General features: G+C 52.0%; 26 protein-coding genes and 1 pseudogene. 19 read left to right on the forward strand and 8 right to left on the reverse strand.

All coding sequences use genetic code 11. The features are described from left to right. The first annotated feature begins 129 nt into the window (after window positions 1-129). The 14 genes from HPY52_12290 to HPY52_12355 all read left to right on the forward strand — a co-directional run bounded on the left by HPY52_12290 (window position 130) and on the right by HPY52_12355 (window position 15,378). Window positions 130-1,407, forward strand: a complete 1,278-nt coding sequence (locus HPY52_12290) for a hypothetical protein (GenBank protein NPV81030.1) — start codon at window positions 130-132, stop codon at window positions 1,405-1,407. 4 nt (window positions 1,408-1,411) lie between these two features. Next, window positions 1,412-2,776 carry an ABC transporter permease gene (locus HPY52_12295; GenBank protein NPV81031.1) on the forward strand — a complete coding sequence of 455 codons (1,365 nt, stop codon included), beginning with the start codon at window positions 1,412-1,414 and terminating at the stop codon, window positions 2,774-2,776. 17 nt (window positions 2,777-2,793) lie between these two features. After that, window positions 2,794-4,131 carry an efflux RND transporter periplasmic adaptor subunit gene (locus HPY52_12300; GenBank protein NPV81032.1) on the forward strand — a complete coding sequence of 446 codons (1,338 nt, stop codon included), beginning with the start codon at window positions 2,794-2,796 and terminating at the stop codon, window positions 4,129-4,131. A 104-nt stretch (window positions 4,132-4,235) separates the two neighbouring features. Next, window positions 4,236-4,928 (forward strand): ABC transporter ATP-binding protein, encoded by a 693-nt coding sequence (locus tag HPY52_12305; GenBank protein ID NPV81033.1) that lies wholly within the window; start codon window positions 4,236-4,238, stop codon window positions 4,926-4,928. Between the two features lie 228 nt (window positions 4,929-5,156). Beyond that, complete coding sequence (locus HPY52_12310; GenBank protein ID NPV81034.1) at window positions 5,157-5,870, forward strand: response regulator transcription factor; 714 nt, start codon at window positions 5,157-5,159, stop codon at window positions 5,868-5,870. Window positions 5,871-6,336: 466 nt separating this feature from the next. Then, on the forward strand, window positions 6,337-7,767 hold the full coding sequence (locus HPY52_12315) for a radical SAM protein (protein NPV81035.1): 1,431 nt from the start codon (window positions 6,337-6,339) through the stop codon (window positions 7,765-7,767). Further along, complete coding sequence (locus HPY52_12320; GenBank protein NPV81036.1) at window positions 7,764-8,657, forward strand: CPBP family intramembrane metalloprotease; 894 nt, start codon at window positions 7,764-7,766, stop codon at window positions 8,655-8,657. Before HPY52_12315 ends, HPY52_12320 begins: the two co-directional genes overlap by 4 nt. 33 nt (window positions 8,658-8,690) lie before the next feature. Beyond that, window positions 8,691-9,665, forward strand: a complete 975-nt coding sequence (locus HPY52_12325; GenBank protein ID NPV81037.1) for an ABC transporter ATP-binding protein — start codon at window positions 8,691-8,693, stop codon at window positions 9,663-9,665. A gap of 68 nt (window positions 9,666-9,733) precedes the next feature. Continuing rightward, complete coding sequence (locus HPY52_12330; GenBank protein NPV81038.1) at window positions 9,734-10,480, forward strand: ABC transporter permease; 747 nt, start codon at window positions 9,734-9,736, stop codon at window positions 10,478-10,480. 18 nt (window positions 10,481-10,498) lie between these two features. Next, window positions 10,499-10,969 carry a hypothetical protein gene (locus HPY52_12335; protein ID NPV81039.1) on the forward strand — a complete coding sequence of 157 codons (471 nt, stop codon included), beginning with the start codon at window positions 10,499-10,501 and terminating at the stop codon, window positions 10,967-10,969. Window positions 10,970-11,055: 86 nt separating this feature from the next. Then, window positions 11,056-12,474, forward strand: coding sequence for an NADP-dependent phosphogluconate dehydrogenase (gene gndA / locus HPY52_12340; GenBank protein NPV81040.1), 1,419 nt, complete (start codon window positions 11,056-11,058; stop codon window positions 12,472-12,474). Between the two features lie 249 nt (window positions 12,475-12,723). Then, window positions 12,724-14,220, forward strand: coding sequence for a glucose-6-phosphate dehydrogenase (locus tag HPY52_12345; GenBank protein NPV81041.1), 1,497 nt, complete (start codon window positions 12,724-12,726; stop codon window positions 14,218-14,220). Between the two features lie 23 nt (window positions 14,221-14,243). Continuing rightward, window positions 14,244-14,837: a cyclase family protein gene (locus HPY52_12350; GenBank protein NPV81042.1), complete on the forward strand. Its 594-nt coding sequence runs from the start codon at window positions 14,244-14,246 to the stop codon at window positions 14,835-14,837. A gap of 79 nt (window positions 14,838-14,916) precedes the next feature. Then, window positions 14,917-15,378, forward strand: coding sequence for a CoA-binding protein (locus HPY52_12355; GenBank protein NPV81043.1), 462 nt, complete (start codon window positions 14,917-14,919; stop codon window positions 15,376-15,378). 117 nt (window positions 15,379-15,495) lie between these two features. On the opposite strand, the gene HPY52_12360 is transcribed toward HPY52_12355, so the two are convergent. From HPY52_12360 to HPY52_12385, 6 genes are all read right to left on the reverse strand, one after another. Continuing rightward, window positions 15,496-16,317: an ABC transporter ATP-binding protein gene (locus HPY52_12360; GenBank protein ID NPV81044.1), complete on the reverse strand. Its 822-nt coding sequence runs from the start codon at window positions 16,315-16,317 to the stop codon at window positions 15,496-15,498. A gap of 140 nt (window positions 16,318-16,457) precedes the next feature. Beyond that, complete coding sequence (locus HPY52_12365; GenBank protein NPV81045.1) at window positions 16,458-17,438, reverse strand: ABC transporter ATP-binding protein; 981 nt, start codon at window positions 17,436-17,438, stop codon at window positions 16,458-16,460. A 7-nt stretch (window positions 17,439-17,445) separates the two neighbouring features. Then, complete coding sequence (locus HPY52_12370) at window positions 17,446-18,285, reverse strand: ABC transporter permease (protein ID NPV81046.1); 840 nt, start codon at window positions 18,283-18,285, stop codon at window positions 17,446-17,448. Between the two features lies 1 nt (window position 18,286). Then, the gene (locus tag HPY52_12375; GenBank protein NPV81047.1) at window positions 18,287-19,303 is read right to left on the reverse strand and encodes an ABC transporter permease; all 1,017 of its coding nucleotides are present in this window, start codon (window positions 19,301-19,303) and stop codon (window positions 18,287-18,289) included. Between the two features lie 133 nt (window positions 19,304-19,436). Continuing rightward, window positions 19,437-21,167: an ABC transporter substrate-binding protein gene (locus HPY52_12380; GenBank protein ID NPV81048.1), complete on the reverse strand. Its 1,731-nt coding sequence runs from the start codon at window positions 21,165-21,167 to the stop codon at window positions 19,437-19,439. 358 nt (window positions 21,168-21,525) lie between these two features. Next, the gene (locus HPY52_12385) at window positions 21,526-22,461 is read right to left on the reverse strand and encodes an aldo/keto reductase (GenBank protein NPV81049.1); all 936 of its coding nucleotides are present in this window, start codon (window positions 22,459-22,461) and stop codon (window positions 21,526-21,528) included. Window positions 22,462-22,640: 179 nt separating this feature from the next. Between HPY52_12385 and HPY52_12390 the strand changes: the two genes are divergently transcribed. Further along, window positions 22,641-22,904 (forward strand): hypothetical protein, encoded by a 264-nt coding sequence (locus HPY52_12390; protein ID NPV81050.1) that lies wholly within the window; start codon window positions 22,641-22,643, stop codon window positions 22,902-22,904. Window positions 22,905-23,252: 348 nt separating this feature from the next. On the opposite strand, the gene HPY52_12395 is transcribed toward HPY52_12390, so the two are convergent. Continuing rightward, window positions 23,253-23,810 carry a GNAT family N-acetyltransferase gene (locus HPY52_12395; protein NPV81051.1) on the reverse strand — a complete coding sequence of 186 codons (558 nt, stop codon included), beginning with the start codon at window positions 23,808-23,810 and terminating at the stop codon, window positions 23,253-23,255. 100 nt (window positions 23,811-23,910) lie between these two features. After that, window positions 23,911-24,386 (reverse strand): annotated as a pseudogene (locus tag HPY52_12400) (flavodoxin family protein). Window positions 24,387-24,604: 218 nt separating this feature from the next. On the opposite strand from HPY52_12400, the gene HPY52_12405 reads away from it, so the two are divergent. From HPY52_12405 to HPY52_12420, 4 genes are all read left to right on the forward strand, one after another. Next, window positions 24,605-25,021 (forward strand): serine hydrolase, encoded by a 417-nt coding sequence (locus tag HPY52_12405; GenBank protein NPV81052.1) that lies wholly within the window; start codon window positions 24,605-24,607, stop codon window positions 25,019-25,021. Between the two features lie 111 nt (window positions 25,022-25,132). Continuing rightward, window positions 25,133-25,564, forward strand: a complete 432-nt coding sequence (locus HPY52_12410; protein ID NPV81053.1) for a hypothetical protein — start codon at window positions 25,133-25,135, stop codon at window positions 25,562-25,564. 29 nt (window positions 25,565-25,593) lie between these two features. Then, window positions 25,594-25,938 (forward strand): CPBP family intramembrane metalloprotease, encoded by a 345-nt coding sequence (locus tag HPY52_12415; protein ID NPV81054.1) that lies wholly within the window; start codon window positions 25,594-25,596, stop codon window positions 25,936-25,938. 221 nt (window positions 25,939-26,159) lie between these two features. Beyond that, window positions 26,160-26,723, forward strand: a complete 564-nt coding sequence (locus HPY52_12420; GenBank protein ID NPV81055.1) for a nucleotidyltransferase domain-containing protein — start codon at window positions 26,160-26,162, stop codon at window positions 26,721-26,723. The last annotated feature ends 80 nt before the right edge of the window (window positions 26,724-26,803 follow it).

Raw genomic sequence — 26,803 nt, forward strand, 5'->3', positions numbered from 1 at the left:
CGCTACTGCCGCGCGGAAGAGAGGCCCATATTTTTTCCAAAAGATGGCAAAGATCAGTTCACCTTCATTGTGAGAGGTGATCTAATGAGGATCCAGGATTTGGCGAGTATAGCCATACGTTATTCGCGTATGAGGTTCCTCGAATCTTTCTTGATCGTGCTTGCGATAGCCCTGGGAGTCGCAGTTGTGGCAACATTCGCCGGGCTCATCGGCAGCGTGAGTGATCAGGCCAGGGCTTTCGCAAGGAATCCTATCGCGTGGGGAATATGTATAATACCCCGAGATGAGGACTATGCATCTTTTTCCAGCGGGCCGTCTCAGGCGCCTGCTACCCCCATAGGGCCCGCCGGGACGCCCCCTGTGCGGCTTACCATGCGGGATATGGAACGCCTCAGGCAGGGTGTCACCTCTGCCAGGTATGTTTTCACCCAAGAGTATAGAATGATGCCGCTCAGGCCTGCCATATCCACAGGCAACAAGTCGGGGGCCCCGCACAGTGAGGTTATGGCGATTACGCCTGAGTTTTTTGATGCCTATGGATTGAGGCTGGGACAGGGGACTTTTTTCACCAAGTCTGATATATCAGCTGGTTCAAATGTGATAGTACTTGGGAGCAAGCTGGCCAAGCGTCTTTTCGGTGATGCTCCTGCCATCGGGCAGGAGCTCCTGTGGGGTTTTGCTCCAGTAGGCCCGGGGGGATCCAGAGGGGGAGCGTCCTCGTCTTATACAGTCATAGGCGTATTAGAGCCCGTCTCACCTGATGCAAAGGGGAAAGGCACGGGCCTTTCAGACCCCATGGACCAGTTTGATGAATGTGGCTTCATACCTATCACCTCAACATGGGAGCACAGGGGGCCGGATACAACCTTGCGGGAGATCTGGGTCATGCCTGCATCTGCGAAGGAAGCGCCAGTTGCTCTTGATGAGGTCAGGAAATTTGTAGAACGCGAATACCGCGGGGGTGTTGCCGTTCATTCAGCGCTTGATGACATGAAACATGCCATGCGCAGTCTGCGGGGTCTGGCGATGGCGATCCTGCTTATTGCGTCAGCCGGGATGGTGATAGCTGCCATCAACATCCTCAACCTCATGCTTGCCCGTGTGCTCCGGCGCACTAAAGCCATTGGCATATCCATCGCCCTTGGCGCAAGCAGGCAGGACATCTTTCTCCAATTACTCGGGGAATCATTCATCCTTGGGCTCGCAGGCGGCGGCATCGGACTGATTCTGGCGATGGGCGGGGTCCGTCTCATTGCCATGGTTACTCAAGGCTTCGTGGTTACTGTGGGGCTTTGGGGCCTTGCGGCGGGAATAGGCGCTTCGTGCCTCGCCAGCCTGGTATTCGGCGCTTATCCAGCCTATCTTGCCGCCAGGTCTGTGGCGGCGGACGCCTTGAGGGAGGTATGATGAGGTGCTTTCCATAATCCTTGGGTCCGCATGGCACAACATAAAGCGCCATCCGCTCCGGGCCTTCCTCACGATTCTACAGATAAGCATCGGGATTGCCTGCGTGGTGTCCGTCTTGAGCTATAAAATGAATCTCCAGGCTATGTTGGGCCATCTCGTTGGGGCGAGTGAGGATTTGGTGGTAGCTGTAGGCGGCAGTGAATTTCGTAATGAACAGGGCGGCTTGACGCGCGTCACGTATCCGATATTCACGGAAAGAGATGTGGCGGAGCTTGCCTCTGATTTTTCCATGGTGGAAGCGGTGTCACCTGTGGCGCAGCTCCCGATATTTGTGGCGGAGGCCAACGGAATGCGGTATCTCGTGAGGGGTGGTGCGTCAGTTGGTGCGGATTACGCGAAGATATATGACCTCGAGATAATCGAGGGCAGTTTCATAACCAGGTCGGATGTGGAGAATAAGTCAGACGTGGTTGTGATCTCTGAAGGCCTTGGTAAAATCCTGTTTGGAAGCCCTCCATATGTTGGTGAGACAATTGAAGTTCTTCCCAGGGTTATGGGCGGGATGGATCAGTCTAAGCCGGAGCCGATCCCCAGGACTAAATATAGAGTGATAGGCGTGTTCCGGGGTAAATCCGGCCAGGCGAATCCGCTTTCACCCACCGTGAAGATCGCGTGGTCTGCGTTCTGGCCGGCCACTGTCGACCCGGCGGGCGTCGCAAGGGCTCCGGGTCTTGATATGGTGGTTCGGTATCCATATACAACCCTCTCGATTCGAGCGAAGCCCGGTAAGGCAGGCATGGTCAGAGATCGTATCAAGACGCTGATATCAGGGCGACGCCGGCCGGGTATCCCTATTGCAGAAGCGGAGGGCGGGGTGAGGGCCGACGATAAGGCGTCGGTCATATTTGAATCTCCGGGGGATAGGGCCAAGATGATCTTGTGGTTTGCATCTCAGCTGACCCTGGCCCTTGGAGGCGCGGTCTTTGTTGCGCTCGTCGTGAGCGCGATAGGAATACTCAGCATAATGATGGTGAGTGTGGTGGAGAGAACGAGGGAGATAGGACTCCGGCGGGCCCTTGGAGCATCGCGCAGGGCTATCATACTGCAATTTACGTTGGATTCTACCATCTTGGCCTTCGCGGGAGGAGCCCTTGGCATTTTGTTGGCTTTCTGGCTGTATCCTCTCATAAAGAGCGTTGTTTTCGAACGGACCTGGTTTGCCACTGGCAGCCTTGTGAGTCCGTACCCGGCACCGCTTGCGGCCCTTGGAGGAATCGCGCTTGCCGCGGCATCGGGCGCCTTATTTGGATTCATCCCGGCCTTTCAGGCGGCAAAGGTGGAGCCTGCGGAGATCTTAAGAGAATTGTAGGAAGGGAATTCGATGCCATGTCGGAGAGAGATGCCGGGATAAGGCAAGATACAGGGACGAAGCGATTTGAGCCCATTATAAGAAGGCCGCCCAGGGCATTATCGGGGCGTACCCGGAGAGATTTGGCGATGGTTCTCTTTGTCGCTATCGTACTGGCGCTCGTAGTAGGTCTGCCGGCATATTTCCTGATGCCACGCGAGAAGCCTTATCTTCTGGCCAATTATACCTATGCTGAGGTCAGGCCTGGAGAATTCAAAGATGTGGTGGACGCGCCCGGGACGGTTTTGCCGGCCCACACAGTAGAGATACGGGCGGAAGTGGCTGGAGTCGTTCAAAAGATTATGGTGACGCCCGGCCAGGAAGTAAAGCCAGGCATGTCTATATGCATTCTCCACTCGGCGGATCTTGCGGCAAGACTTGAAGAAGGAAAACTTCAAGCGCTCACCGCCGAGGATAATCTGGAGAAGGCCCGCCTTGAGTCAAAGCAGACCATCGAGCGTATAGAACGCGACCTGGAGGATGCGAAAAGAGATGTCGCCTATGCGATGGCGAAGCTAGAGGACGCGCGAAAGCTTTATGAGGCTGGCGCCATTCCGCAAAAGCAGGTGGAGGAGGCCCAGGCGGAAGTTGATCGCGCGCAATCTATTGTCGAATCCAAACAATCGGAGCTCTCGGCATCGAAGGCCGAGGCTGAATTCCAGATCAACGCCTGCGCCCGGCAACTTGGCGCTGCCAGGTCTAGCCTCAAGGCTATCGAGGATGCCATGGCGGGGTTAGTTCTCCGTTCCCCCATCGCCGGCAAGGTTCTTGACGTGGCTGTTGTGCCGGGCGCGACAGTGAGCCAGGGGATGGTCGTCGCTCAGGTCGCGGACCTCAGCCGGCTGGTGGTAAAGGCTAAGGTAGATGCATCAGATATAAGGCTCGTCACGGCAGGTCAGAGAGCGACCGTGGATCTTGGCGGGAGGAGCCTCAGCGGGACCGTGCAGGATGTGGCTCCAAGGGCCGAAGAGACAGGGCAGGGCGCGACTGTGGATGTTACTGTAGGCCTGAATGCGAACCCGGGTGATGTGCCCCCAAATAGCGCGGCCTATGTTGAAATCGAAGTGAGGCAACGTTCCGGCGTTTTGTATCTCCCGCGAGGACCATTCCTCGCCAGCGGGCAGGAGATGTTTGTCTATGTGATAGAAGGGGATAAGGCGGTCCAGAGGGATGTGAGATTCGGCAGGTCCTATGGTAATGCTATTGAGATCCTGGAGGGGCTTGCTGCCGGGGAAAAGGTGATAACATCTTCGTATGAGGAGTTCAAAGATAGGAAGGAGATTCGGGTATTGTCAGAAGGAGGGCGACAATCATAAACCGGCACGCCGCCGGATCCATCTTGCTTTTGAGTCCATTGGGGATCAAGCCGGACCAGCTTACCGCCGACTGTGCCAAGGGGGGGCTAGCTATGAGTCAGCCTATGGATGGTTTCATTGCGCTTCGGGATATCTCCAAAATATATGTCTTGGGCAAGGTAGATGTATCCGCCATATCGGATGTCACCTTGGATGTCGCCCGTGGAGAATATATTGCGATAATGGGCCCGTCCGGTTCGGGGAAATCCACGCTATTGAATATAATGGGCGGACTTGACGTGCCAACTTCCGGAAAGTATCTGCTCGAAGGCGCTGATATAACCAGATTGTCCGATAGGGAGCTTGCCAGGATCCGATGTCAGCATTTCGGGTTTGTATTTCAGAGCTATAACCTCTTTCCAGAATTCACGGCAATTGAGAATGTGATGATTCCCATGGCATATGCAGGCGTCCGACCGGCAGAACGGTGGAAGAGGGCCTGTGCCCTGCTTGAATCGCTTGACATGGGCCACCGGCTGAGACATTATCCCAACCAGTTGTCAGGAGGCGAACAGCAGCGCGTCGCCATAGCGAGAGCTCTTGCCAATGATCCTGACATCATTCTCGCTGATGAACCTACAGGGAACCTGGCGAGCAAGCAGGGCGATGAGATCCTGTCTATCTTTGATGACCTGAACTCACAGGGCGTTACTATTGTGATGGTTACTCACAACAGAGCTGTTGCCGACCATGCAAGACGTCTAATTCTTCTTCGCGATGGCCGCGTTGAGAGCGATGAGGCGATAAGGCCCCTGTAATGGGGCGCCGCCCGGATCGCAACCCCCAAATTCATTCCATAACTTCCAAAAGTCAGGGATTAGCATCAAAAATTGGCCATTAATTCCAATTTTCCCTGATAAATTCCTCGGTTCTTTCCAGTTTTATGTTTTACATCTAATGTAACCGATGGTATCATATACCTAAGTCATCCATATTATTCCTCATCTTCACCCAGTAGATCTAGGACCTATTCTAGGAGGATCTATATGGCCAGGATCAAATTGCTCCTTTTCACCGACCACCCTATAGTAAAACGGGGAGTACTGGACGCATTGAAGGATGAAGTCTCCATAGAAGTAGTTGGCGAGGCTCAATCTCTTATGGAGGCGGTTCATAAAGCTTATGAGCTGAAACCAGATGCTATCCTGGTGGACCCATACGCACGCAAGATAGATGGACGTGAGGCGAGCGTGATCTTACAGGAGATGCTCAAGGATATCATGGTATTCAACTTGGAAGACCGGGATGGAGTAAAAGGAACGATGCGCGGCGCCCTGCCTGGCCAGGACATGGCAAGATCAGGAGGACATGAGAGGGGCGAGGGCGGGGGAAAGGCCGGTTCAGGGCAGGATGCGCATCTTCCGGGGAACTGGATCATTGACCCTGATCTGGGGAGAATGCTGAAACAACGATCGCGGCTGGCCACAGACATTCAAATCAAGGCCCGGCTTGTAACGAGAGGGCCCAATCAGGGGGATTTTCGCTATTTCTATTGTGATCCAAACTGGAAGCTCACCGAGGCTGAAAAAGATGTGCTCTCCTTCATAGTGGAAGGGCATTCCAACAGGGAAATCGCTGAAGAGCTATATCTCAGCGTCAATACCGTAAAATGTCATATAAGGCGGATCCTACAAAAACTGCATGTTACCAGCAGGTCAGAGGCCATAAGGGTAGCGACCCGGAGCCTCATTAAATGCTGAAGGTGAGCTGTGCGAGGATATTCACCCCGAATATCATCCTATAGGGTGATGTGATTTTATGGAAGGCCATGCTAGTATAGTCCTGCGGGGTTCTTCCAGCGGGAGGACAGCAGGTAAGATGTAGAGAGCTTTTGCTGAGGAGAATCTGTAGAGAGGAGGAAGAGGAATGTACGGGAAGATCGGCGGGAAGCGGCTGAATCTCAATATCGGGATTGACGGATTCTGCGTGAGCTTCAGGCTGTGGGGACACAGAGTGACCGTCGGCTAAGCCAGTCAGCGCGAATCTCTGCCGTCCTATTCGGAGCATTGCCATCCAAAAGCCAGGATCAAGGGGGCAGAGCATCGAGGGATCTGATGCCGGCAGTTCTCTGAGTAGACGAGTTGCCGCCGGAAGCCTTGGAAGTGAGGCGCCTCCGGCGGTAACACCCAAGTGGAGGTGTTAGGGAATTTGTTGCCAGTTTACCTTTTGGAATCCAGACTTGCAATCCCGGCAAACGTGAGGGTCATCTCAGATAAGGATCAGGTCGTCGTGATCAATCCTGATCTCTCAGATTGGATAAAGTTGACTCCGGAGGCCTGGAGGCTGGTGACCGAAGCCTGCGAGGGGAAGTGGCCATCCCATCTCGCGCCGGATGATTCGATTCGGGTGCTTTTCGAATACCTCTTCGAGCATCAATATCTAATAAATATGCCAGGGAATATGGTATTGCCTCAACCCGCCAGGAATGGTAATACTTCTTTCTCCCCAGGTCCAGTCTCACCGTCCAGTCCTGAAAAACTCTACCTAAATGTGACAGACCGATGCAATCTCAATTGTCCGACATGCTATTTCGGCTCTGGAAGCGGACACGGAGAGTATCCGCTAGATCTAGATACTGACCAGTGGCATGGAATAATTGATGGTATTGCATCGGATGGAGTCCAATGCGTCTTCATAAGCGGCGGCGAACCCTTGTTGCGGCCAGATCTCATCAACTTACTAGACCACGCATGCAGGAAGTTTTCGAATGTGGTCCTGCTTACCAATGGGACGCTCATCACCGAGCCTCTAGCCAGTAAAATGGCGCAGATGGACCTACGCATCCAGATAAGTGTGGATGGAAGCCAGGCTGTGTTGCATGACTCCATCCGAGGCGATGGGACATTTTCGGCGGCCATCAGTGGAATAAAGCTTCTCCTTTCCGCGGGGGTGAAGAGAATTGAGATCGTGCCCACCATCACGAAACTCAACATCGGGGATCTCGCTGGTCTCGAGAATTTGGCACAATCTCTTGGGGTCGGTTACCACTTCAGCCTATTCATGCCAGTAGGGCGCGGGAAATGCCGATCGAGGGACCTGGAACTTACACCTGTGGACCTTTTAATATGGGCCGGGGATATCCTCGACAAGATGTCCTCAGATCCTGCCTGCGGCGATGGCGCTGAATCCAAATGCCCGGATGGGCAGAAGATTGAGTGCCATGGTCCCGAAGCGCCCTTGGCTCTAATTCCTAGGGTTTCATGTGGCGCGGGAAAATCCATCTTAAGTGTAGGGCCCGATGGGAAGATATATCCATGCCCTCTGTTGCATCTTCCGGAATTAGCCTGCGGAAATGCTCTCACCGATTCTGTGATGTCCGCTTTACGACTTATATCGGGCCAGATCCCTGATGTAGATGATCTCCCAGGCTGTAGTGAATGCGATGTCAGGTACTTCTGCGGTGGGGGGTGCAGAGCCGGGTCATTTCATGAGAGAAGGGATTTTCTTGCCAAAGATCCTTATTGCAGCTTCTATCGAAGCTTGTACGGTTCCTTCCTATGGGATTGGCGAGAGGATGAACCTCCTGAGAAAAACCTGAAGCAGATGAGGGAGAACTTCAAAAGGGCAATTTCGAGTTTGAAAGGGGTCGAATCTTGAACTGGATCAAGAGTCTATTCACATGTGAGACTGCCTTGCCCTGGGCCATGATTGGCATCTCATGCGTTATATGTTTCTGGGTGGATTGGAAATTCGGTGATTCCCCGGATAGCGGCTCAAGTTGCGGGATTGAATCTCAAAGACAGAATGCGCATGCTATAAATCTTGGGCCTATCCTGGTTTGGGGCATGCTCGTGGCCATAGCTCTGGCCACTTCATCAGATCCTGTGGGGTACTATGGGCTTTCCACCACGCGCTTGAGTAAGATCCCATGGCTTGCTGTGGCCTGCATGGTAGGCACCGCCTTTTCGGCGGGAAGACTATTGGATCATGTTTTGTTACCGGGGGTCATCTCCCGTCTGGTCAGAGAAAATGTCATCGTTCCAGGCGGCAGCTTTGGGCTTCTAAGCAGGCTTGACACACATTACGCCTTATTCTTGGGCATCTTCTACATAGGATGTCAGACCTTTTTCGAGGAACTCATCTTCAGGGGAATATGCTTTGACATTTTCTATCGTCTAATAATGGCGGCAAGAGGGTTTAGACCTGGCAGTGGGATCTTCGACGCGGTCATCATAGCCTCCCTCGGGCAAGCTTTGCTCTTTGGCGTGCTTCACCACATGCCATTGAGGCTGGCCTTGCGGAAACGTGGAGAAAAGGCGCTATTGATGGAGGCATATGTGATGGTCATGCCAACCGCCCTCGGGTTCTTTTTTGAAATGCTGAATCGTTCCATTGATTCATTATGGCCGGGTTGGGTCGCACATTTTTCTCTCAACTATCTAACCATGGCCTGGATGGTTGTGGAAGGCTGGCGACAATCGACGGCTTTGAAAGCAGGACATAAACATGAGAAAGGAGGTAGGCGCATTCTTCCTATCAGCGAATGAGGAGGGCTTTTGCGCCGGCGCTTTGTGGGGATTTTGCGGTCTTCAATGTCATATTATGAATCTGCCATATCTCTGGAAAATGTCACCAAGACATATGGGAGGAGGTGGGGGCAGCCAGGAAAAACAGTGGTCAACAATGTGACTTTTGATGTATCCCATGGAGAGCTTATGGGTCTACTTGGTCCTAATGGCTCAGGTAAGACCACTATCATCAAGATGCTGGTTGGGCTCGTGACATTGACTCACGGCGCGATACGAATAAAAGGGGTAGATATAACCAGTTCTAGGGCGAGAGCCCTTGCGGCTCTCGGAGTGATGTCCGGAGATGCCAGATCCCTTTATTGGAGATTAAGCTGCTATCAAAATCTGGAGTATTTTGGCGCACTCAGGACTGGGCTGTGGGGGCGCAAGTTGAGGGACCGTATTGGGAGTCTGTTAGAAGCTTTCGGTCTTTCCAGTATGAGCAACACACCAGCCGGTGATCTTTCTCGCGGGCTCCTGCAGCGGCTTGGGTTAGCTGTGGCTCTTGTGAGCGACCCTGAGATACTGATCCTCGACGAGCCCACATCCGGCCTAGATGTGGTTGCAATTCATGAGTTAGTCGGGTTTCTTCGTGAGCTTTCCAGGCGGGGACGGACGATACTCATAGCAACGCATGATATGAGTTTTGCCGAGAGACTTGCGGATAGGGTATGCATAATACAGGGAGGATATCTAGTCGCCCTGGACAGGGTATCTCACCTGTCCAGGCTTTTGAGGACCCACTGCTATGAGCTCTCCGTGGATGGCAGCATTGATGAGATCGGACGGGATGCCATCACCTCGTTTAAAGGTGTGGCTCTCAGCGAGACTAGAGATGGATTGAAGATCACATTTGATGCTGAGGATGTAGACGAGCTCTATGAGCTGCTAGATTTCCTGAGGCAACGGAAGGTTGGCATCAAGGATCTTTTGCGGAGGGAACCAGACCTTGAGCAAGCCTATCTGCGAATCATTGGGAAAAGCTAGGGGAAGGGGAATAGAGATTGTTTTCATATGTGATACTGTGCATGGCAGAATTCAAGCGAGGAGTATTGATGCACTTCAGATACCCTTTATCTGCAGTTGCGGAAATGGCGGGGTTGGTGATCACAGCATTTGTCATAGTGGCAGGGGCAGATGCATATCCTGGCACTATCGGGACCAAATTCGTTGAAGCAGGGGAACGGCTCGCCGGTTTCGTGGGGTTCTTCATAGCTTTGGTTGGTACGCAGGGACCGAGTAAGGTAGTTAGAGATGAGGCGGATACGGGGACCCTTGAGCAGCTTTCCATATGTCGCCCCAATCTGATGTGCATCATCATTGCCAGGGTTATGGCGGATACGATGAGGTTAATCCCCATTTTGATACTAGCCCTGGGGGCTGTGGCTCATATTTCGGGGATAGAGATATCATTGCCCTTCATAAAGGTCTTTGTGATATTACTTGCGATCGGGGTTGGCATGTCGGGCTGGGGTTTTTTGATAGCGTCGCTGGTTCTCCTATACAAGCGAATGGGGTTTCTCATTAATCTCTTCAGCCTTGCGATGCTCCCTCTGGCAATATTGCCGATGAAGGACCTTCCAGCGTCGATCTCGCTGGCGGCCGCCATGGTTCCTTTTCGCTGGGGTAACGCGCTCCTACAAGGGGCTATAATGCCGGGCGCGGTTGGACCAGAATCTGTATGGACATCGGTACTGGCCCCATTTCTAGCTAGCAGCGTTGCCACCATCGCCATAGGAATCGCGGTCTTCGCTTACGCTGATAGAATCGCCCGAAAGGATGGGTTACTCGGGAAATATTAGGGTTCGGAGGGATCGTGTGTGGATTCAGTTCGTGCTTCCAGTGGTTTGGATCTCCATAGCTTTGGAGATTTGCCCTCAGGCGTTTCTAAAACTTACCTCAAGATCGGACAATGGTATCTTGATCTCGCCAACAAGGAGGGGCAGCCTCCAAAGAAACTGGAAGCCTTGGGAGTAGCTCTCGATGCATTCTGTCAGGCGAAGCGCCTCGGGGCCGGAGCTACGGCATGTGCGATGCTCAGTGATGTGCTTGCATCTTATGCCAGGGTTAAAGGCAAGGAACTGCTGGAGGTGCGTTGGTTCGCCGATAGAGCTATCCTTGAGGCTGAAGAGGGTATCGCTATGGAGCCTAATAACCCTTTATCCTATCTGGCCCTGTCCCGCGCCTTGACGGTCCGGGCTCGGCTCTGTCCAGAATGGATGATCCTCCCATTGTTGTTGAAGGCGGCAATGGCTTATGATGTAGCGCGCAAGCTACAGCATGAGATATAGGGCCAGTATTCCAAGAAATGTCTTGTTGCCGGACTTTGCTTGCGAGATAATATGATTGATCAAAGCATGCATGGAGGAATTTGGTAGTGTTGAACGCTGACATTGGGCTTATAGGCCTTGCCGTAATGGGACAGAACCTCGCTCTTAACATGGCTGGCAAAGGTTTCAGGGTCGCTGTATATAATCGGACTGTTGAGAGAGTTGATGAGTTTGTAAATGGCATCGCAAGGGGAGCGAATATCATGCCTGCGCATTCCCCGGAGGAACTCGTGATGTCTTTGAAGAGGCCTCGTCGAATCATGCTTATGGTCAAAGCCGGGGATGCCGTTGATGCCGTGATTGAACAGTTGGTTCCCTTGCTCGATGATGGAGACCTTATAGTTGATGGCGGGAATTCATTCTTCAAGGATACCATAAGGCGTGAGAAGGCATTGAAGGAACATGGCATTCTTTTCCTCGGAACAGGAATTTCCGGGGGAGAGGAGGGCGCTCTTCGTGGACCGAGCATAATGCCGGGTGGCGCTCCGCAAGCTTGGGATCTTATGGGAGAGATCCTTCTGCGCATTTCCGCGAAAGCCCCTGATGGGGAACCTTGTTGCGCTTATCTCGGGCCCGATGGGGCCGGCCATTTTGTCAAAATGGTCCATAACGGGATTGAATACGGGGACATGCAGCTCATAGCAGAAGCCTATCACCTCATGAGCGCGCTCTTGGGGATGTCTGCCAATGAGATCTCTGAGGTATTTGCCAGATGGAATGAAGGAGAGCTCGGGTCATACCTTATAGAGATCACGTCATATATCTTGAATAGGGTCGATGAGGAGACTGGAAGACCCCTGGTCGATATGATCCTCGACGAAGCGGAGCAGAAGGGAACGGGGAAATGGACAAGCCGGGAGTCCCTCGATCTGGGTGTGCCCGTACCTACCATTACAGAGGCTGTCTTCACGCGATTCATGTCCGGGCTGAAAGAAGAGCGCGTAAGGGCTTCAAGCGCCCTAAGAGGGCCGGAGCTCCGGTTTGGTGACGATGACGATAGAGAAGGGTTGATCAATGACATCGGCAGAGCATTATTTGCATCCAAGATATGTGCCTATGCGCAGGGATTCTCTCTTCTCAGAGCTGCCTCAAAAGCATATGGATGGAACCTAGACCTCGGTGTAGTGGCAAAAATCTGGCGGGGTGGATGCATAATCAGGGCGCGTTTTCTGGATCGCATTAGAGAAGCTTATATAAAGGATAAGGAGCTTCCGAATTTGCTGCTGGATGATTATTTCCGGAGATCTATCGAGGATTCACAGGCCAGCTGGCGGAAGGTAGTGAGTTTTGCCGCCATCCATGGCATTCCAGTGCCTGCGTTTAGTTCGGCCCTAGGCTATTTTGATGCGTATAGGACTGAAAGACTCCCGGCTAATCTACTGCAGGCGCAGAGGGACTATTTTGGTGCCCATACATATAGAAGGCTGGATAAGCCTGGATCTTTTCATACGGAGTGGGTTTTATAAATTCCACCCAGAGAATAGCGGCGTCCGCTTTGGGAATTTTCATCCTTCTGATGGCGTTGCGACAGCGGCATGGAGGTCTATTTTGTAAATGGATTACCTCCATTTCTATCCTTGATGGTGCCGTCTGGACGGTATCAACAATTACCTCGTGATTGACGGCTTCTATTTTCGTCCATCTAACGACGCCGTCATGGCGGTATGTGGGGATGTAAGATAATTGGCGACTCACAGGAGAGCGATGTGATTGATATGCCAATTCACGAAGAAGGAACCAAGCTGGATCCGTGCATCCTTGTGATATTTGGCGCTACAGGGGACCTTGCCAGGAGGAAGCTGTTTCCTGCCTTGTATAACCTTTATCGGCAGCAGCAATTACCCGGACGTTTTGCAGTCATAGGACTTGGCAGAAAGCTAAGTGATGAAAGTGAATTTCGCGATAGCGTCTGTCACTCGGTCAAGGAATTCTCCCGTAAGGTTGAAGATGGAGCCTGTGGTGAATTCCTGGAGTATTTCAAATACCAGCGGTTTGAGATAGAAGACCCCGAAGCATATGCGGGCTTGAAGCAGCTTTTAGAGGAAACGGACAGGGCATTGGGCACCGGTGGGAATTTCATATTCTACCTCGCCGTGGCCCCCGAGCAATTTGCCCAAATTGTAGAACGGCTTTCTCACGAAAGGCTGGCAGAGGCGGAGATTGGCTGGAGGAGAATCGTGATAGAAAAGCCGTTTGGCAAGGATCTTGAATCAGCCAGACAATTGAACCGGAGGATAACCAGGGTTTTCAATGAGGATGAGATATATCGCATCGACCACTACCTAGGCAAGGAAATGATCCAGAACATAATGATCATACGCTTCGCCAATTCCCTCTTTGAGCCTCTGTGGAACAACAAGTATATAGACAACGTTCAGATCAGCGTCACTGAGGCAGATGGGGTCGGGGCCAGGGGACGGTACTATGAAGGAGCGGGAGCCGTCCGGGATATGGTTCAAAATCATCTGATGCAGCTTTTGACCTTGACAGCCATGGAAGCGCCGGTGGATCTCACCACTCGCTCGATAAGGGATGAAAAGGTAAAGGTGATACGTTCCCTCAGGAGATTTTCCCCGGATATGGCACGGGAATTTATTGTACGGGGGCAGTACGGCCCCGGCAGCATAGACGGCCGAAGAGTAAAGGGCTATAGGGAGGAAGAGGGCGCATCGTCTGATTCAATGACTGAGACCTTTCTAGCGGCCAAGCTATTCATTGATAATTTCAGATGGAGTGGTGTGCCTTTCTATCTTAGGACTGGGAAGAGGCTGCCGAGGAGCGCTGCCTCGATAGTTATCGAATTCAAGGCGCCAGCCGGGGTTCTATATTTCGAGAAATATGGGGAGCTGCTTCCCAATGTACTGGTGATAAAGATACAGCCTGAGGAGGGAGTCTATCTGCAATTCAATGCGAAAGAGCTTGGAATGCGAGACCGGATCATCCCGGTCAAGATGGACTATTGTCAAAACTGCATCTATCCGGAAAACTCTCCTGAGGCATATGAACGTCTGATAAGGGATGTCATCTCCGGTGATTCGGCGCTTTTCACAAGGTGGGACGAGGTAGAGAACGCTTGGGCCTTCACCGAGACGATAACGGATGCGTGGAAAGGACATGAGGTAAGCTTCCCCAATTATGCTGCGGGGACCTGGGGACCTAAGGAAGCAGAGGATCTTCTGCGCCGTGATGGAAAGGAGTGGTGGTCCAGTTGAGAAGGCAGATTTTCGACGTTTCGATGCCGATCAGGCCCGATATGATGGTTTACAAGAATAATGACAGCCTGAGACCTGGCTTTGAGATCACGAGGAATTACGAGGATGGCGTCCGTGAGACAAAGATCCACATGAACGTTCATACCGGGACCCACATAGATGCGCCAATGCATATGATCGAGGGAGGCAGCGGGATTGACACATATCCTTTGGGAAATATGATCGCGCCCTGTATTGTATGCGATTTTACTCACTTGAAGGAAAAGATAACTGCCGATGACCTTCGGGGGCAGCCCATCAAGAGAGGGGAGTTTGTGCTCTTCAAAACTAGAAATTCATATGAAAATGAATTCATCCCCCACTTTGTGTATTTGGATAAGACGGGAGCAGAATATCTGGCGGAGGTTGGGGTCAATGGGGTTGGACTCGACGCCCTTAGCATCGAACGCAGCCAACCAGGACATGCCACGCATATAGCTCTGCTCAGCAGGGGCATTGCCATAATCGAGGGCCTCCGGCTGAAGGACGTAGATCAGGGATCTTATACCATGGTCGCTTGTCCTCTAAACCTGGTAGGAGTCGAAGCTTCTCCAGCGAGAGTCATTCTCATGGCGTAGGCACTACGGCTCAATTCACTCGTGTGCACCCTGTGCGCGCGGTTGGCATTCGCTTTGCGGAAAGGAGGGTGAGCTGTTCATGGATGGGCAGGACCTGCTTAATTTTAAAACCTGGGCAGTAGTTGGCGATGTGCAAAATACTGACAAATGGGCATATAAGATCCTCCAGGCGCTCGCAATGGTTGGCTATAGAGTATATGGGGTCGATCCTCGCGGGAGACAAAAAGAGGTGTACGAGACTAACCCCCATGATAAGCGAGATGATTCCAAAGCGATGGCCTCTAGCACTCTTTCTGTGGTTGTCACATCTCTCAAAGAACTGCCTGAGAAGGTGGACGTGATCGACCTTGTAGTAAATCCTCTCCTCGGCTTGAAGGTGCTGGAGGAAGCGGCCGAACTGGAGATAGATAAAGTCCTCATTCAGCCCGGCGCATCCAGCCCTGAAATCCTGGAATATTGCAAGGCTCATGGCATTCTTGTAGTTGAGAGCTGTGCCCTGGTGGAGCTCAAGAAAGCCGGGCGGCTTGGATCACCGTCCTAGCCATTGGCTAAAACCTGGGCGCCAGCAAGCAGATCAGATGCTCCCATGGGTAGGCCCGACCTTTCAAGCTCGGCGCGGATCCGCCCATAGGGGATAGCCACTGCTTCGTCAAGTAGATTAAAGCTCCCATTTCTTATGAATCACCGGAACATCTGATAGGAGCTTTTGAGTGTAGGGGTCCCGAGGATTGGTAATAATGTCCCCGGCATCACCCTGTTCTACGATCTTCCCTTTGTTCATGATGAGAAGAGTATCGCTCGTATAATAAGCAAGCCCTATGTCATGGGTTATGAATAGTATGGACATTCCTCTTGTGCGTCTCAGATCCAGCAGAAGGTTCAATATGGACACCCTTGAAGATGCATCTATCATCGAAGTAGGTTCATCTGCAACCAGTATCTCCGGATTGATGAGGAGGACCCTGGCAATCATTATTCTTTGCCTTTGGCCGCCGCTCATCTCATGGACGCGTTTCTTGAGGACTTCATCAGGGTTGAGCCCTACATTTGAAAGCGCCTGGCGGATTCTTTCTTCCTTATCTGCAGCGCTGAGATTATTGGGCACGAGACGAAAAGCGTTATTGAGTACTCGCTTTACTCCATAGAAGTTGTTGAAGGAGGCAAAGGGGTCCTGAAATATGGCCTGGACATGCCGCCAGTATTCTATGGCCTCGGAGTTCCTTCTTATAGACGAATATATATCGGCGCCCCTGAAAAGGATGGAGCCTGATGTGGGCCTGCTTAGGCGAAGGATGAGCCTTGCGACTGTCGTCTTCCCGCTCCCGCTTTCCCCCAAAAGCGAGATGACTTCTCCCTTTCTTATTGAGAAGGAAACATTATCTACCGCTACTACGCGGGAACTACCGTATCCAAAGACTTTGGTAAGGTTTCTGACCTCCAAAACCTTTTCCTGAGCTTGCTCCAATTTCTGTGCCAGCATGGTGTTCCCTCCTCCATATGAAAATAGACTCAGCTATCATGGGCATCTTAGTTCGTCAGATGGCGATGGCCTGGCAACATAGGCGTCTCTGACGTAAACTTGCGATGCTGCGGACAGATAGCGGCTCAAGACGACCTTTACTATGAGGCCTGCTCCACCATCCAACACCATACCTGACTCTTCTCGATGGCTCTACCTTCAGGCTCCTCCTTCTCGCATATGTCCATCTTGTAAGGGCATCTTGGGTGAAATCTGCATCCTGATGGGGGATTCTTCAGATCCGGAGGGATCCCGCTGATCCCTTCTATCTTGCTCTGCTTAATCTCAGGCTCTGGAACGAGGATAGAAGACATCAGCGCCTTTGTGTAAGGATGGAGGGATCTGAATATCACATCCTCCATGGGACCTATCTCCACTATCTTCCCCGCATACATGATGGCAATTCTGTCAGCAAAATGCCTCAGAAGGGGAAGCTCGTGAGTTATAAAGATTATACTTTTTATAATGTTATTCCTTAAAAGGTCCACCATGAGCCTTATAACAGTCTTTTGAGAGGAGACGTCCAGCGCTGATGTGGGTTCATCTGCAATAAGTACACTCGGGTTAAGCAGAGTGGAAATCACGATGATGACCCTTTGTTTCATTCCGCCGCTGAGCTGATGAGGATAGAGATTGAGCACCCTTTCTGGCAAAGAAAGCGCCCTGACTCTCTCCCTAGCCCGTTCCAAGGCCTCGTCCCTTTTGAGCTCGGGGAAGTGTTCCTGCATGACATCGGCGATGAGGCTCCCGATCTTGATTGTCGGGTTGAGAGCATTCATGGCGCCCTGGGGCACCACAGAAATATACCTTCCCCTCACATCTCGCCGCAAAGTCTCTTTGTCCATGAGGAGAGCGTTTTGTCCATCAATCCTGATCTCGCCCTCTATGAGGTAGAGCGGCGGGTTTATGGTAAAGGAGAGCACAGAAGACAGGGTAGACTTCCCGCATCCAGACTCCCCAGCTATGCCCAGGACCTCCCCTTCGCTGAGGGTGAGCGAGACCCCGTCCACCGCTTTGATCTCTTCCCCTTTTACTGTCTTGAAGTAGGCTCTTACATCTCTTGCGACTAGAAGTTCTTTCATGGCAGATTTAGCCCCTTCTTAATCTTGGATTGAATACCTCATCCATTCCGGAATTCATGCACATAAGAGAGAAGGAGGTGATGGCCAGAAAGAAGACAGGAGGAACGAATGCCCACCACGCCCCTACTCTTACCGCTTCCCATAACAACGACCAGTGAAGCATGACCCCGAGAGAGACTGTCTGGTAAGGCCCAAGACCCAGCATGCTGAGGGTGGCCTCGTTCAGGATCCCGCCGGAGAACTGCAGGATGAAGGCCATCGAGATGTATGAGAACATGTAGGGGAGGACCTCCCACAGGATCATCTCCAGGGTTCCAAACCCTGATATTCTGGCGATATCGATGTGTTCACGAGTCCTGAGACTAGATGTCTGGGCTCTTACTGCCCTAGCTGTCCATGGCCAGCTGGTAATGCCTATGATCAGTCCCATCACGGCTGCTGATCTGGTTTTTATGGCTATGGAAAGAAGAATCAGGACCACGATCGCCGGGATAGTGATGAGGACATTGGTGATGCCCATGAGAATCTCCTCTATGACCCCACCCTTGAATCCGGCTATAGTACCTATCACCACTCCGATGGTAGTGGCGACGATACCGGCTATCAGCCCTATCATGAGGGATGTGCGTGTGCCATACATGAGTTGCGTGAACACATCGCGACCGAGGTTATCTGTCCCCAGGATGAATTTATCGGAAGGTGCACTAAACAATCCGCCCACCATCATGAAGGGATCATTGGAGCTGACCGCTGGACCTATGATAGCAAAGAACACCACCGAAAGGAAAATAGTCATTCCGGCAATGAAGCGCCTCGACTTGAATGCTAAGAGCAATATTTCTCGCATCTTACCTTTCTCCCAATTGCGCTGCCCTGATCCTTGGATCAATGAATCCGTAAGCTATGTCAACCAGGAAATTTGCGAGCAGGACAGCAGTTGTGATTATAAGAGTACATCCTTGAATAAGTGGATAATCGCTTTGCCGTATGGCAGTGAATAGGAGACTCCCGACGCCAGGGTAGGAGAAGACGGACTCTGTAACTAGCGCACCGCCCATCATGGTGCCAAATGAGATGGCCAGCCCTGTAATCTGAGGCAACATGGCGTTTCTGAATACATACCTGATTATCTTAGCATCTCTCATCCCAAGTGCCCTGGCATAGTTCACATAATCTGTCGTAAGCTCATATATAGACATCTCGCGCATTCCTATTGCTTGGCCACCAAGCGCCACTACGATCATCGAGAGAAATGGAAGCGCGTAATGATGGAGGGCGTCTAGGATAAAATGCCATGAGAGCGAAGGGAGCAAACCGAAGCTATATCCGCCTCCTACCGGGAACAGCGTGAACTTGACCGCCAGTAGATAGAGGAGCACTATAGCAAGGCAGTAATAAGGGATGGTTGAGAAAACTAGTGAGAGCGTAAACGCTACACTATCGAACCGCCCGCCCTTATATGCGCTGTATGCTCCTAGGAGGTTCCCCAGTATCCAACCTGTCAAGATGGCAGGCACCTGAAGCATGATGGTCCATGGCAGGGCCCGTCTTATAAGATCAATTACTTTCCCGGGGTAGAGCATAAAAGAGGTACCTAAATTACCGCGAAGAACATTCGCGAGATAATCGAGATACTGGCGATGCAGTGGCTTATCGAGGCCAAATTCCTTCAGATAGGTTTTATAAAGCTTCTCGAGGGCCTCGCTCTGTACGCCTCCCACTGCCAACTGGTTTACGATGACTGCAACCGGATTTCCGGGAATCAGCCTTGGGAGAAGGAAATTGAGGCTGATCGCAACGTAGAAGGCTATCAGGTACCATACGAGTTTCTGCAGGATATATCGCATGAATCTGTTGCTGTGCATATACCTATTACACCCTCTCGGGGGAGAAGAGAGGCCGGCTGCAGGAATTCATGCCTCTCCTCTCGCCTATCTCCAGGTTTGAGCGTGACTCTGTCGCGCAGTACGATCCGGCCTACTGTTTTGCTTGATTTGCCTATTTCTTCGGTTTGATGATATAGAGTATCTTCACGCCCGCGAAGTTATGCTGAGGTGGCGCTGTCGGATTGTCATCGGTCGGGAAGCCAGTCCAATATGTTTCGTTGAATTCATAGAATTCCCATGGCCTGTATTCCAGCGGGATGATGGGGATATCCTTCATAAAGATCTGGTTGAGTTCCCGGTAGATCTCAGTCAGTTCCTTTTCGTCTGAAGTAGCTGCTGCTTTGTCTAGTAGTTCTCCTACCTTGGGGTTCGAATATCTATTATAGTTCCAGTATGCGACTTGGCCTACAGGCGGGACTCCCCTGATGTCCATTACATCTCTGAATCTCACCCAGGGATGCGCAGGGCTGTAGCCGCCGGCAGGGGTGTTCATCAATAGATCGAAATTCCCGGTGTTGCGATGATCGGTCCATACTGGGGCATCTGGATACTGGGTTCTGATCTCGATACCAACCTTCCTGGCGCTGGCGGCCACCACCTCGAGGCTGGTCATCCAGTCGGTCCAGCCATATGGGCACTCCGCAATGAATGGCCCGAGCCGCGTGCCATCAGGAAGCACATATATGCCATCAGGCCCTTTCTTTGCCTTGAGTTCCTTTTCAAGAATCTCGACAGCCTTCTGAGGATTGTATTCCCAGCCATACTTCTTCACATCATCGGCATTGAAATACTTCTTCTCAGGAACGCCTACAGGAATAAGCAGGCTGGATTGCGCTGGCGGAGAATATCGGGACATTGCGGTCTCCGCGATCTTTTCATAATCTATAGCATACGCAAGGGCGCGGCGTACCTGTGGCAGATCTAGTGGATGTTTGTGAATGTTGATGAAGAGCGAAGGGATAGACGCTGGTATATGGTATGGGCTCTTCTTATACCAGGTCCCAACTGGCAGCTTCTTATTCTCCCACATCTTCCATATCTCCGGGCAGAACTGCTGTGAAAGGTCTACTTCCGCTCTCTCCAGAGCCAGGTTGCCTGCGTCATTGCTCTTAAAGATGGGATGGACTATATATTTGGGTGCAGGCTTGCCGAAATACGGGATACCCCAATAGTTGTCATCTCTTTCAACTACTATCTGTTCAGGAGAATAGCTCAGGAGCTTGTATGGCCCGGAACCTACGGGCTCAAAGTTTGGATCGTCTTTCAGTTTGCCCGCTGCCTCGATCTTTGACCAAATATGCTGGGGCACGATACGTATAGTGCCGAGATAATTTTCCACCAGACCACGATGAGGCTTAGCAGGATTGAGGCTGATACGTATGGTCCGGTCGTCAACAGCCTTCACCGAGCTTACGTAATCCCAAAATGGACTATAACTAAGGGCGTTTTTTTTCCCGAGTTCCATGGTATATACAACATCTTTTGAGGTGAGTGGTTTCCCATCCTGCCAGCGCGTCCCCTTATGAAGGGTTACCGTGAGGTTGAGCTTGTCTAGCCACTTGTAACTCTCCGCGAGTATAGGGTCGAGCTTTCCTGTAACAAGGTTGAAAGCGAAGAGCGTCTCATATATGTACTCTTCGTTCGGAACAGGCCAGGCTATCGTCCCCGCAAAGGGATTGAAGCTCGTAGGGGGGCCCCATTGCAGGCCGGCCTTATAAAGGGTTTGTTCTCTGGGTAGCCTAGCAGGCGCCTGGGCCCACGATATTGATGAACAAGCGAGGAGAAATGTGAGAACACCAATCAGGACGACATGGATCCGCGAAATCCTGGTCCTATTTGACATATGGAGATCTCACCATGCCTTTCTTATCGAATTATTTGACCTCGAAATAAAGAAAGTATGTCTCCGCTTCTTCCTCGGCCACCAAATATATGCACTCGACATTTAGTTAGATCGCCTGGCTGATAGAGTCGTTACACCTCCTTTCTCGGTAATCCAATTGTAACGATCGTCTGATGGGCCGGATTTCCGGCCTGATTACTCCTCCTTTAGAATGCAATGACGTATTATTATTTCTATAACTGTTGGAAAATTCCTTCTTGCGATTTTTCGGCAAATTATGTGCCACCGCTGCAAGATCTCGCAGGTATGCAAGCGTGGACTCTATGCCCTACCGCATGTGTATTTTTATTTTACTATTCTACATGGACCCAAGAATCCGCCGAATCTGCCAATAGTCTTCACGGTCAATGCTCTTCCCCATGGCGTTAGAGGCTTCCTCAATTTGGCTTGGATGCTTGATCCCGACGATAGCCACATGTACCCCGGGATGCATAAGTGTGGCGGCAAGCACGAGTTGGGTGATGGTCATATTGTACTTTTCGGCGATGGAGCCGAGGCTTGCCACACGAGATGCAAGCTGACGGAAGCGCTCACCCTGGAAATCTGGATGCGTAGCGCGAAGATCATTGAACGTCTCTGTTCCTTTGTACTTGCCAGTCAGCAGCCCGCGGTGTAGAGAGCTATATACAAGTACTCCAATCGATTCCGACTGGCAATACGGTAGAAGATCTGCCTCAATATGGGTATTCAATAGATCATAATCTGGCTGCGCAGTCGCATAATCGCCGTATCTCCGCGCCAGGCGCAGCTGTTCAACAGTGAAATTACTCACGCCATAAGCACGTATCTTACCCTGGCTCTTCAATCTTTCCAGTGCATCTGTAGTCTCTTCTATTGGTGTAATAGGATCGAAGGCATGGCACTGATAAAGATCTATGTAATCCATCTGCAGGCGCCGGAGGCTTGCCTCGCATTCTTTGAGAATATAGTCACGGGATAGATCTGGATGCCTGTGCCCGTCAGGGTAGAAATGGTGATAAACTTTAGTAGCTACTACCACCTGGTCGCGGGGTAGGGTCTTGAGGGCTTTTCCGAGAACCGTTTCAGCGAGGCCGTCTCCGTAAGCATCGGCCGTATCGTAGAAATTGACTCCCACGTCGAAAGCCCGATGCATGGCGGCTATGATTTCATCTTCTGATTGTGTTCCCCAAAATTTAGGTGACAACTGCCATGTGCCAAAGCATACGGGACTGACGGAAAGCCCACTCCGTCCAAGGGTTACTCTTAATGACATTCTATCTTCGCTCCCTCCATGATGATGTTGCTGAAAGACCCACCAAGGTCTCGCAGCCGCTTCGCGGCTCATTCAATCGTAGATAGAATTCTGCTTTCCACCCACGATTTCCTTTATAGCCGTGATCATAGATAGGCATAGAGAACGAAGAAGGCCGGAAGGAATATGGTCGCTGGCCCTTGGGAATCGCCTTTCTCCTGCTGGCATACCTGGTTTCTGGTATTGCGGAACCTTTAGTCTCCGGGTACCTGCATCATCGAACTGCCTCGGAATGCCGTGCTACAGTGGAGTCATTCCAATCGCTGGCTTTACGGGCAGTCGCAGCATTGGTGGGCCTGGGGTTCAGCCGGGTAGCGGCGGATTTCTCCGTTTTCGGGGGCTATCTCTTCCTGGGAGTCTTGGTGATGGGGTATGTTGTCTTCTGTATCACGCAGCGGGGCTGATTATGCTGGCTGCGATACCTACAAGAAGGCGGCCGCCGGAGATTTGAGCGGGCCTAGTGAAGCCCGCGACAAATCATCGGTGTTGTTGGCTTCCTCTGAACTATCCGGAAGGGAGAGACTGCGGGAGGCGAGGATCCCCGCCTTTTCGACATCGATAAGAAAGTCTAACCCTGCCCTCCCCGATGTGGATTGACTCCACCCCGGGAAACCGGCTGGTCGAGGACGACTATGCGGGTCAAATGGCATTTGTCGCGAAACCGGATTGGGCCTGTCATGAACGATTTGGAGGATGTATCTGGTCCGACTTTGAGCGGTTTACCTGTATTACCTTTATCGGCCTCGCCTTGCTCAATTCCGCGCTGAACTGCAAGACCATTCATCTCTAGAAATGGCGAAGGTATAGCCAGTGAACTCAATAGGCTTCCCATCTTGCGTGTTTCTAAAGGAACCTGTGCTTTCGGCAATCTTCATGAGACCCAGCCGCTCGAGTAGCCGGCATGACGGACGGTTGGCGGCCGCGGTACCAGCGACGACCCTGTCTGCCCGCAATTCGCCGAACGCATATCCAAGGGCAGCACGGCATGCCTCTATCGCGTAGCCTTTGCCGTGGTAGTCGAAGTTGAAGCAATATCCAAGATTGAACTCTCGACAGTTTTTCTTTTGCTCTTGGTTTAGCGACACAAATCCGATGAACTGTCCTGTGTCTTTCAGGCAGACCGCAAGGTAGCTGTCTTCGCTGGCGAACCATTCAGCAACTTTCTTGATTTCTTCCGGAGATGTCGGCCACTGGTGATCATAGACTGCGTACTCTGATGATTCATATTGGACGATCATCTCGTGCAGAGCTTCCCAGTCGCTTTTCTTGAAGTTCCTTATGGAAAGCCTCTCCGTTTCCATCGTTGTCATCCTGATGCCCCCAATCTATGGTGATGTTCATCCAGCTCCACCCGGTCATGTTTAAATCTCGCGTGGCGAGGCGCATACCTCTGTCCCAATCGAGTGCCTATCACGCTTTCATGGCCAACTTCGCCCAGTCTGCGGCCCGTTCAAGTTCACCATCTTTCAATGGGCCCTCAGAATCTTTTACGAAAAATCCTTCAGGAGGGATTATCAACGACCCTCCTTTTTTGTGAGCTTATCTGCTATGGGTTTGGCGGCATATCCAAAGAGTCTCACCATTGTGTTCAAGAAGCGTGATCTTACGTCGGCCGTAGAAATCCTGGTGTCGAAGGCCGCCACCTTGACACCTTTGAGGCCATTTGAAGGGATGCTGTTCAGGAAGTCAGTGACTGCCTTTGTTGGTCTAAATGCCCGGGTGGGGGAACCAACGATCAATAATTCCAATCCATTCAGGTGTTCTGGCTTTACGTCGCCTGCACGGAGTGTTTCAACTTTCCCCTTGGGGGTGAGGGCATTGCCGACTGCCAGAGCTATCTGTTCTGTATTGCCGAAGACTGAATCATATACTATCAAAGCCTTCACTGGAATCCATTACCTCCTTTATAGTTCGAGTTATCGATCATAATGTTATTGGGAATCTGACATTTCGGAGACGTCCAAGCTAAAGGGACCTTCGGGGGGATCAGGATGTGCCAGGCCTTGCTTAAAAGCCCACCATATGTAATATAGATCATATATTAATTATACCACGAAAAGGGGGCAGCCATAAGAATATTGACTGAAAAAGTAGTGCCGGCTATATCGTCGAGCTCATCAGTGGAATTCCCTGGGCCACCTATGTCGAAGAGAACATCCTCAAACCGCTGCATACGGATCATACCACCCTGAGACAGCCCGTTCCGTCATATCTGCAGAATCAACTGGCCACCGGGTATGAATACTCGGTAGCCTCCGCACGATTTGGGCCACAGCCTTTCGAATATGTGCCCGCTGCTCCTGCCGGCGCCTTCAGCGCCACTGCCACGGATATGGCGAGGTTTATGATCACGCACCTGCAGCTGGGACGCCTCGATGGTAGCCAAATTTCGGGGGCGGAGACTGCCCGGAAGATGCACAGCACAAGTTTCTGCCAGGATGGGCTGCTGCCATCTGAGAGCGCCGGGTGGGAGGCAGCGCTGGCGGACAGCACAAAGTTGGGTAGCATGAGTCCTGGCTAGGATCAGTGGTTGGGCGGCATTGCTCATGGCTTTCTGAAACAGCCCTATGGAAGACTGCGGACCATCGGCCATGGCGGCGATACATTCCTTTTTCATTCAGAGCTGCGCCTCGTGCCTTCTCACAATCTTGGTATCTTTGTCATTTACAACAGCCCTGATGGTGTAGTCGCCCGCGACCAGTTGGTCCGCGCGTTTCTCGACCGCTATTTTGCGAGCTACGCTGATTGGCCCGGTAAATCAGCAGGGGAAGAGTCAGGCGCAGCGCTGGAGCCGGACGCAGGGGCCAGTTCGGAGGCTGGGGCGGCTGCAGAGGTTGGGGCGGCTATGGAGGCCGGGTCGAATTTGGGCCCAGTGGCGCGAGTCGATGGAGCGCAGCCGAGGGAAGGCCTGGATGAATATGCCGACGTATATGGTTCAACCCGGGTACCTCGTACAACCGTGGACCGGTTGATTGAGCTTATTAGCGTTGCGACCGTGCGCCTTGATCCGGCAGTCTTCGCCATATGGCTCAACCACTGGAATCTGCTTGGGTTCCGGTTTTAATCGGTCCTAAGAGGGGGGTACAGGATCTCATGCCCGCTCATGGCGACATCAGGCCCGCACTCCCGTTCCTTGTGTTGTATACGGCGGCGTTTTTGTTTTCCGGCTTGTCAGTGGCGAGGGTGACCTTCCTCCTCTATGCTTTTCTGTACCCGGGAGCCACAGAAGAGTCCCTTTATCGCGGAGGCGTGCAACCACTGCTCCTTAGGAGCGGCGCAAGCCCGGCGCCTGCAATTGCTCTGGCCACCCTGGTCTTTGCAGGCGGACATATCCCCGATTTTGTGTTCAGAGTCTACCCCGGTATGCTGCTGTTGGCCATGGGACAGGTTGCGAGTGTGGCATTATATGGAACGCTTCTTGGCTATGGGGGTGCATAGATCCGGGATACTATGGCCATGGATGGTGGTGCATGCGTTCAGTGATGTCGTGGGGTAAGCGATACACATTTGGTCCGTTCCGAACTGCTCTGCTAAAGGCGGATCCTTGTCCGCAATGATCTCAACCGCGATAATTCCAAACGTTGATAGCGCGTTTCTTTGCTGCTATACTCGAGCTAGATTCTTCCGCTTCTATATCACCATTCCAAGGGGGTTACTCTGTGGCAATGGCAAAGGCCAGTGGAGATTTGCACACTATTCTCAAACGCCTTACTTCTGCCCTCCTCGGGCTTGAACCGGTGGCTGTTTACCTCTTTGGCTCCCAGGCCACGGGAGAGGCCCGGCCGGATAGCGATATTGATTTAGCCATACTGCTTCCGAAAGGCAAAGAGCTGTCGTCGCTTGAGCGTCTCGATATGATGGACCACCTGCAGGAAATCGCAGGGCGCGAAGTTGATTTAGTGGCAGTCAATGCTGCGCGCTTGCCGCTCCAATTCGAGATTATCCATACCGGCCGGGTTCTTTATGAATCCAGCTTTGATGCCCGCACGGACGCGGAAGACATCATTGTCCGTGACTACCCGGATCTTCAGCCCATGTATGAGCGAAATTCCTGGGAGATCCTGGAGGCGGCGCAGGAGGAGGCAAGAGCGCAACATGTTCAACGAACAGCTTGCGGCCGATCACGCGCAGCTTATTCGGATTTCCCTCGCCCGCTTGGAGAGGCTGGTTGCTTTATCCTGGGAAGAGTTCGTGGCAAATCCGGACAACTTTGCCATTGCTGAACATCACCTACGTCGGGCCTTGCGGGCCGTTTTAGACCTGGGGCGGCATGTATTGGTAAAAGCGGGTTTCGGCAATCCGG

The organism is Bacillota bacterium (assembly GCA_013178415.1).
Classification (GTDB): domain Bacteria; phylum Bacillota; class SHA-98; order Ch115; family Ch115; genus Ch115.

Excerpts from the sequence above, each read along its gene's own strand:
- HPY52_12330 (NPV81038.1), top strand. The coding sequence starts at position 9,734 with ATGCACTTCAGATACCCTTTATCTGCAGTTGCGGAAATGGCGGGGTTG.
- HPY52_12300 (NPV81032.1), top strand. The coding sequence starts at position 2,794 with ATGTCGGAGAGAGATGCCGGGATAAGGCAAGATACAGGGACGAAGCGA.
- HPY52_12350 (NPV81042.1), top strand. The coding sequence starts at position 14,244 with ATGCCGATCAGGCCCGATATGATGGTTTACAAGAATAATGACAGCCTG.
- HPY52_12355 (NPV81043.1), top strand. The coding sequence starts at position 14,917 with ATGGATGGGCAGGACCTGCTTAATTTTAAAACCTGGGCAGTAGTTGGC.
- HPY52_12375 (NPV81047.1), bottom strand. The coding sequence starts at position 19,303 with ATGCACAGCAACAGATTCATGCGATATATCCTGCAGAAACTCGTATGG.
- HPY52_12370 (NPV81046.1), bottom strand. The coding sequence starts at position 18,285 with ATGCGAGAAATATTGCTCTTAGCATTCAAGTCGAGGCGCTTCATTGCC.
- HPY52_12360 (NPV81044.1), bottom strand. The coding sequence starts at position 16,317 with ATGCTGGCACAGAAATTGGAGCAAGCTCAGGAAAAGGTTTTGGAGGTC.
- HPY52_12310 (NPV81034.1), top strand. The coding sequence starts at position 5,157 with ATGGCCAGGATCAAATTGCTCCTTTTCACCGACCACCCTATAGTAAAA.
- HPY52_12385 (NPV81049.1), bottom strand. The coding sequence starts at position 22,461 with ATGTCATTAAGAGTAACCCTTGGACGGAGTGGGCTTTCCGTCAGTCCC.
- HPY52_12305 (NPV81033.1), top strand. The coding sequence starts at position 4,236 with ATGGATGGTTTCATTGCGCTTCGGGATATCTCCAAAATATATGTCTTG.
- HPY52_12380 (NPV81048.1), bottom strand. The coding sequence starts at position 21,167 with ATGTCAAATAGGACCAGGATTTCGCGGATCCATGTCGTCCTGATTGGT.
- HPY52_12365 (NPV81045.1), bottom strand. The coding sequence starts at position 17,438 with ATGAAAGAACTTCTAGTCGCAAGAGATGTAAGAGCCTACTTCAAGACA.
- HPY52_12395 (NPV81051.1), bottom strand. The coding sequence starts at position 23,810 with ATGACAACGATGGAAACGGAGAGGCTTTCCATAAGGAACTTCAAGAAA.
- HPY52_12345 (NPV81041.1), top strand. The coding sequence starts at position 12,724 with ATGCCAATTCACGAAGAAGGAACCAAGCTGGATCCGTGCATCCTTGTG.
- HPY52_12415 (NPV81054.1), top strand. The coding sequence starts at position 25,594 with ATGCCCGCTCATGGCGACATCAGGCCCGCACTCCCGTTCCTTGTGTTG.
- HPY52_12290 (NPV81030.1), top strand. The coding sequence starts at position 130 with ATGAGGTTCCTCGAATCTTTCTTGATCGTGCTTGCGATAGCCCTGGGA.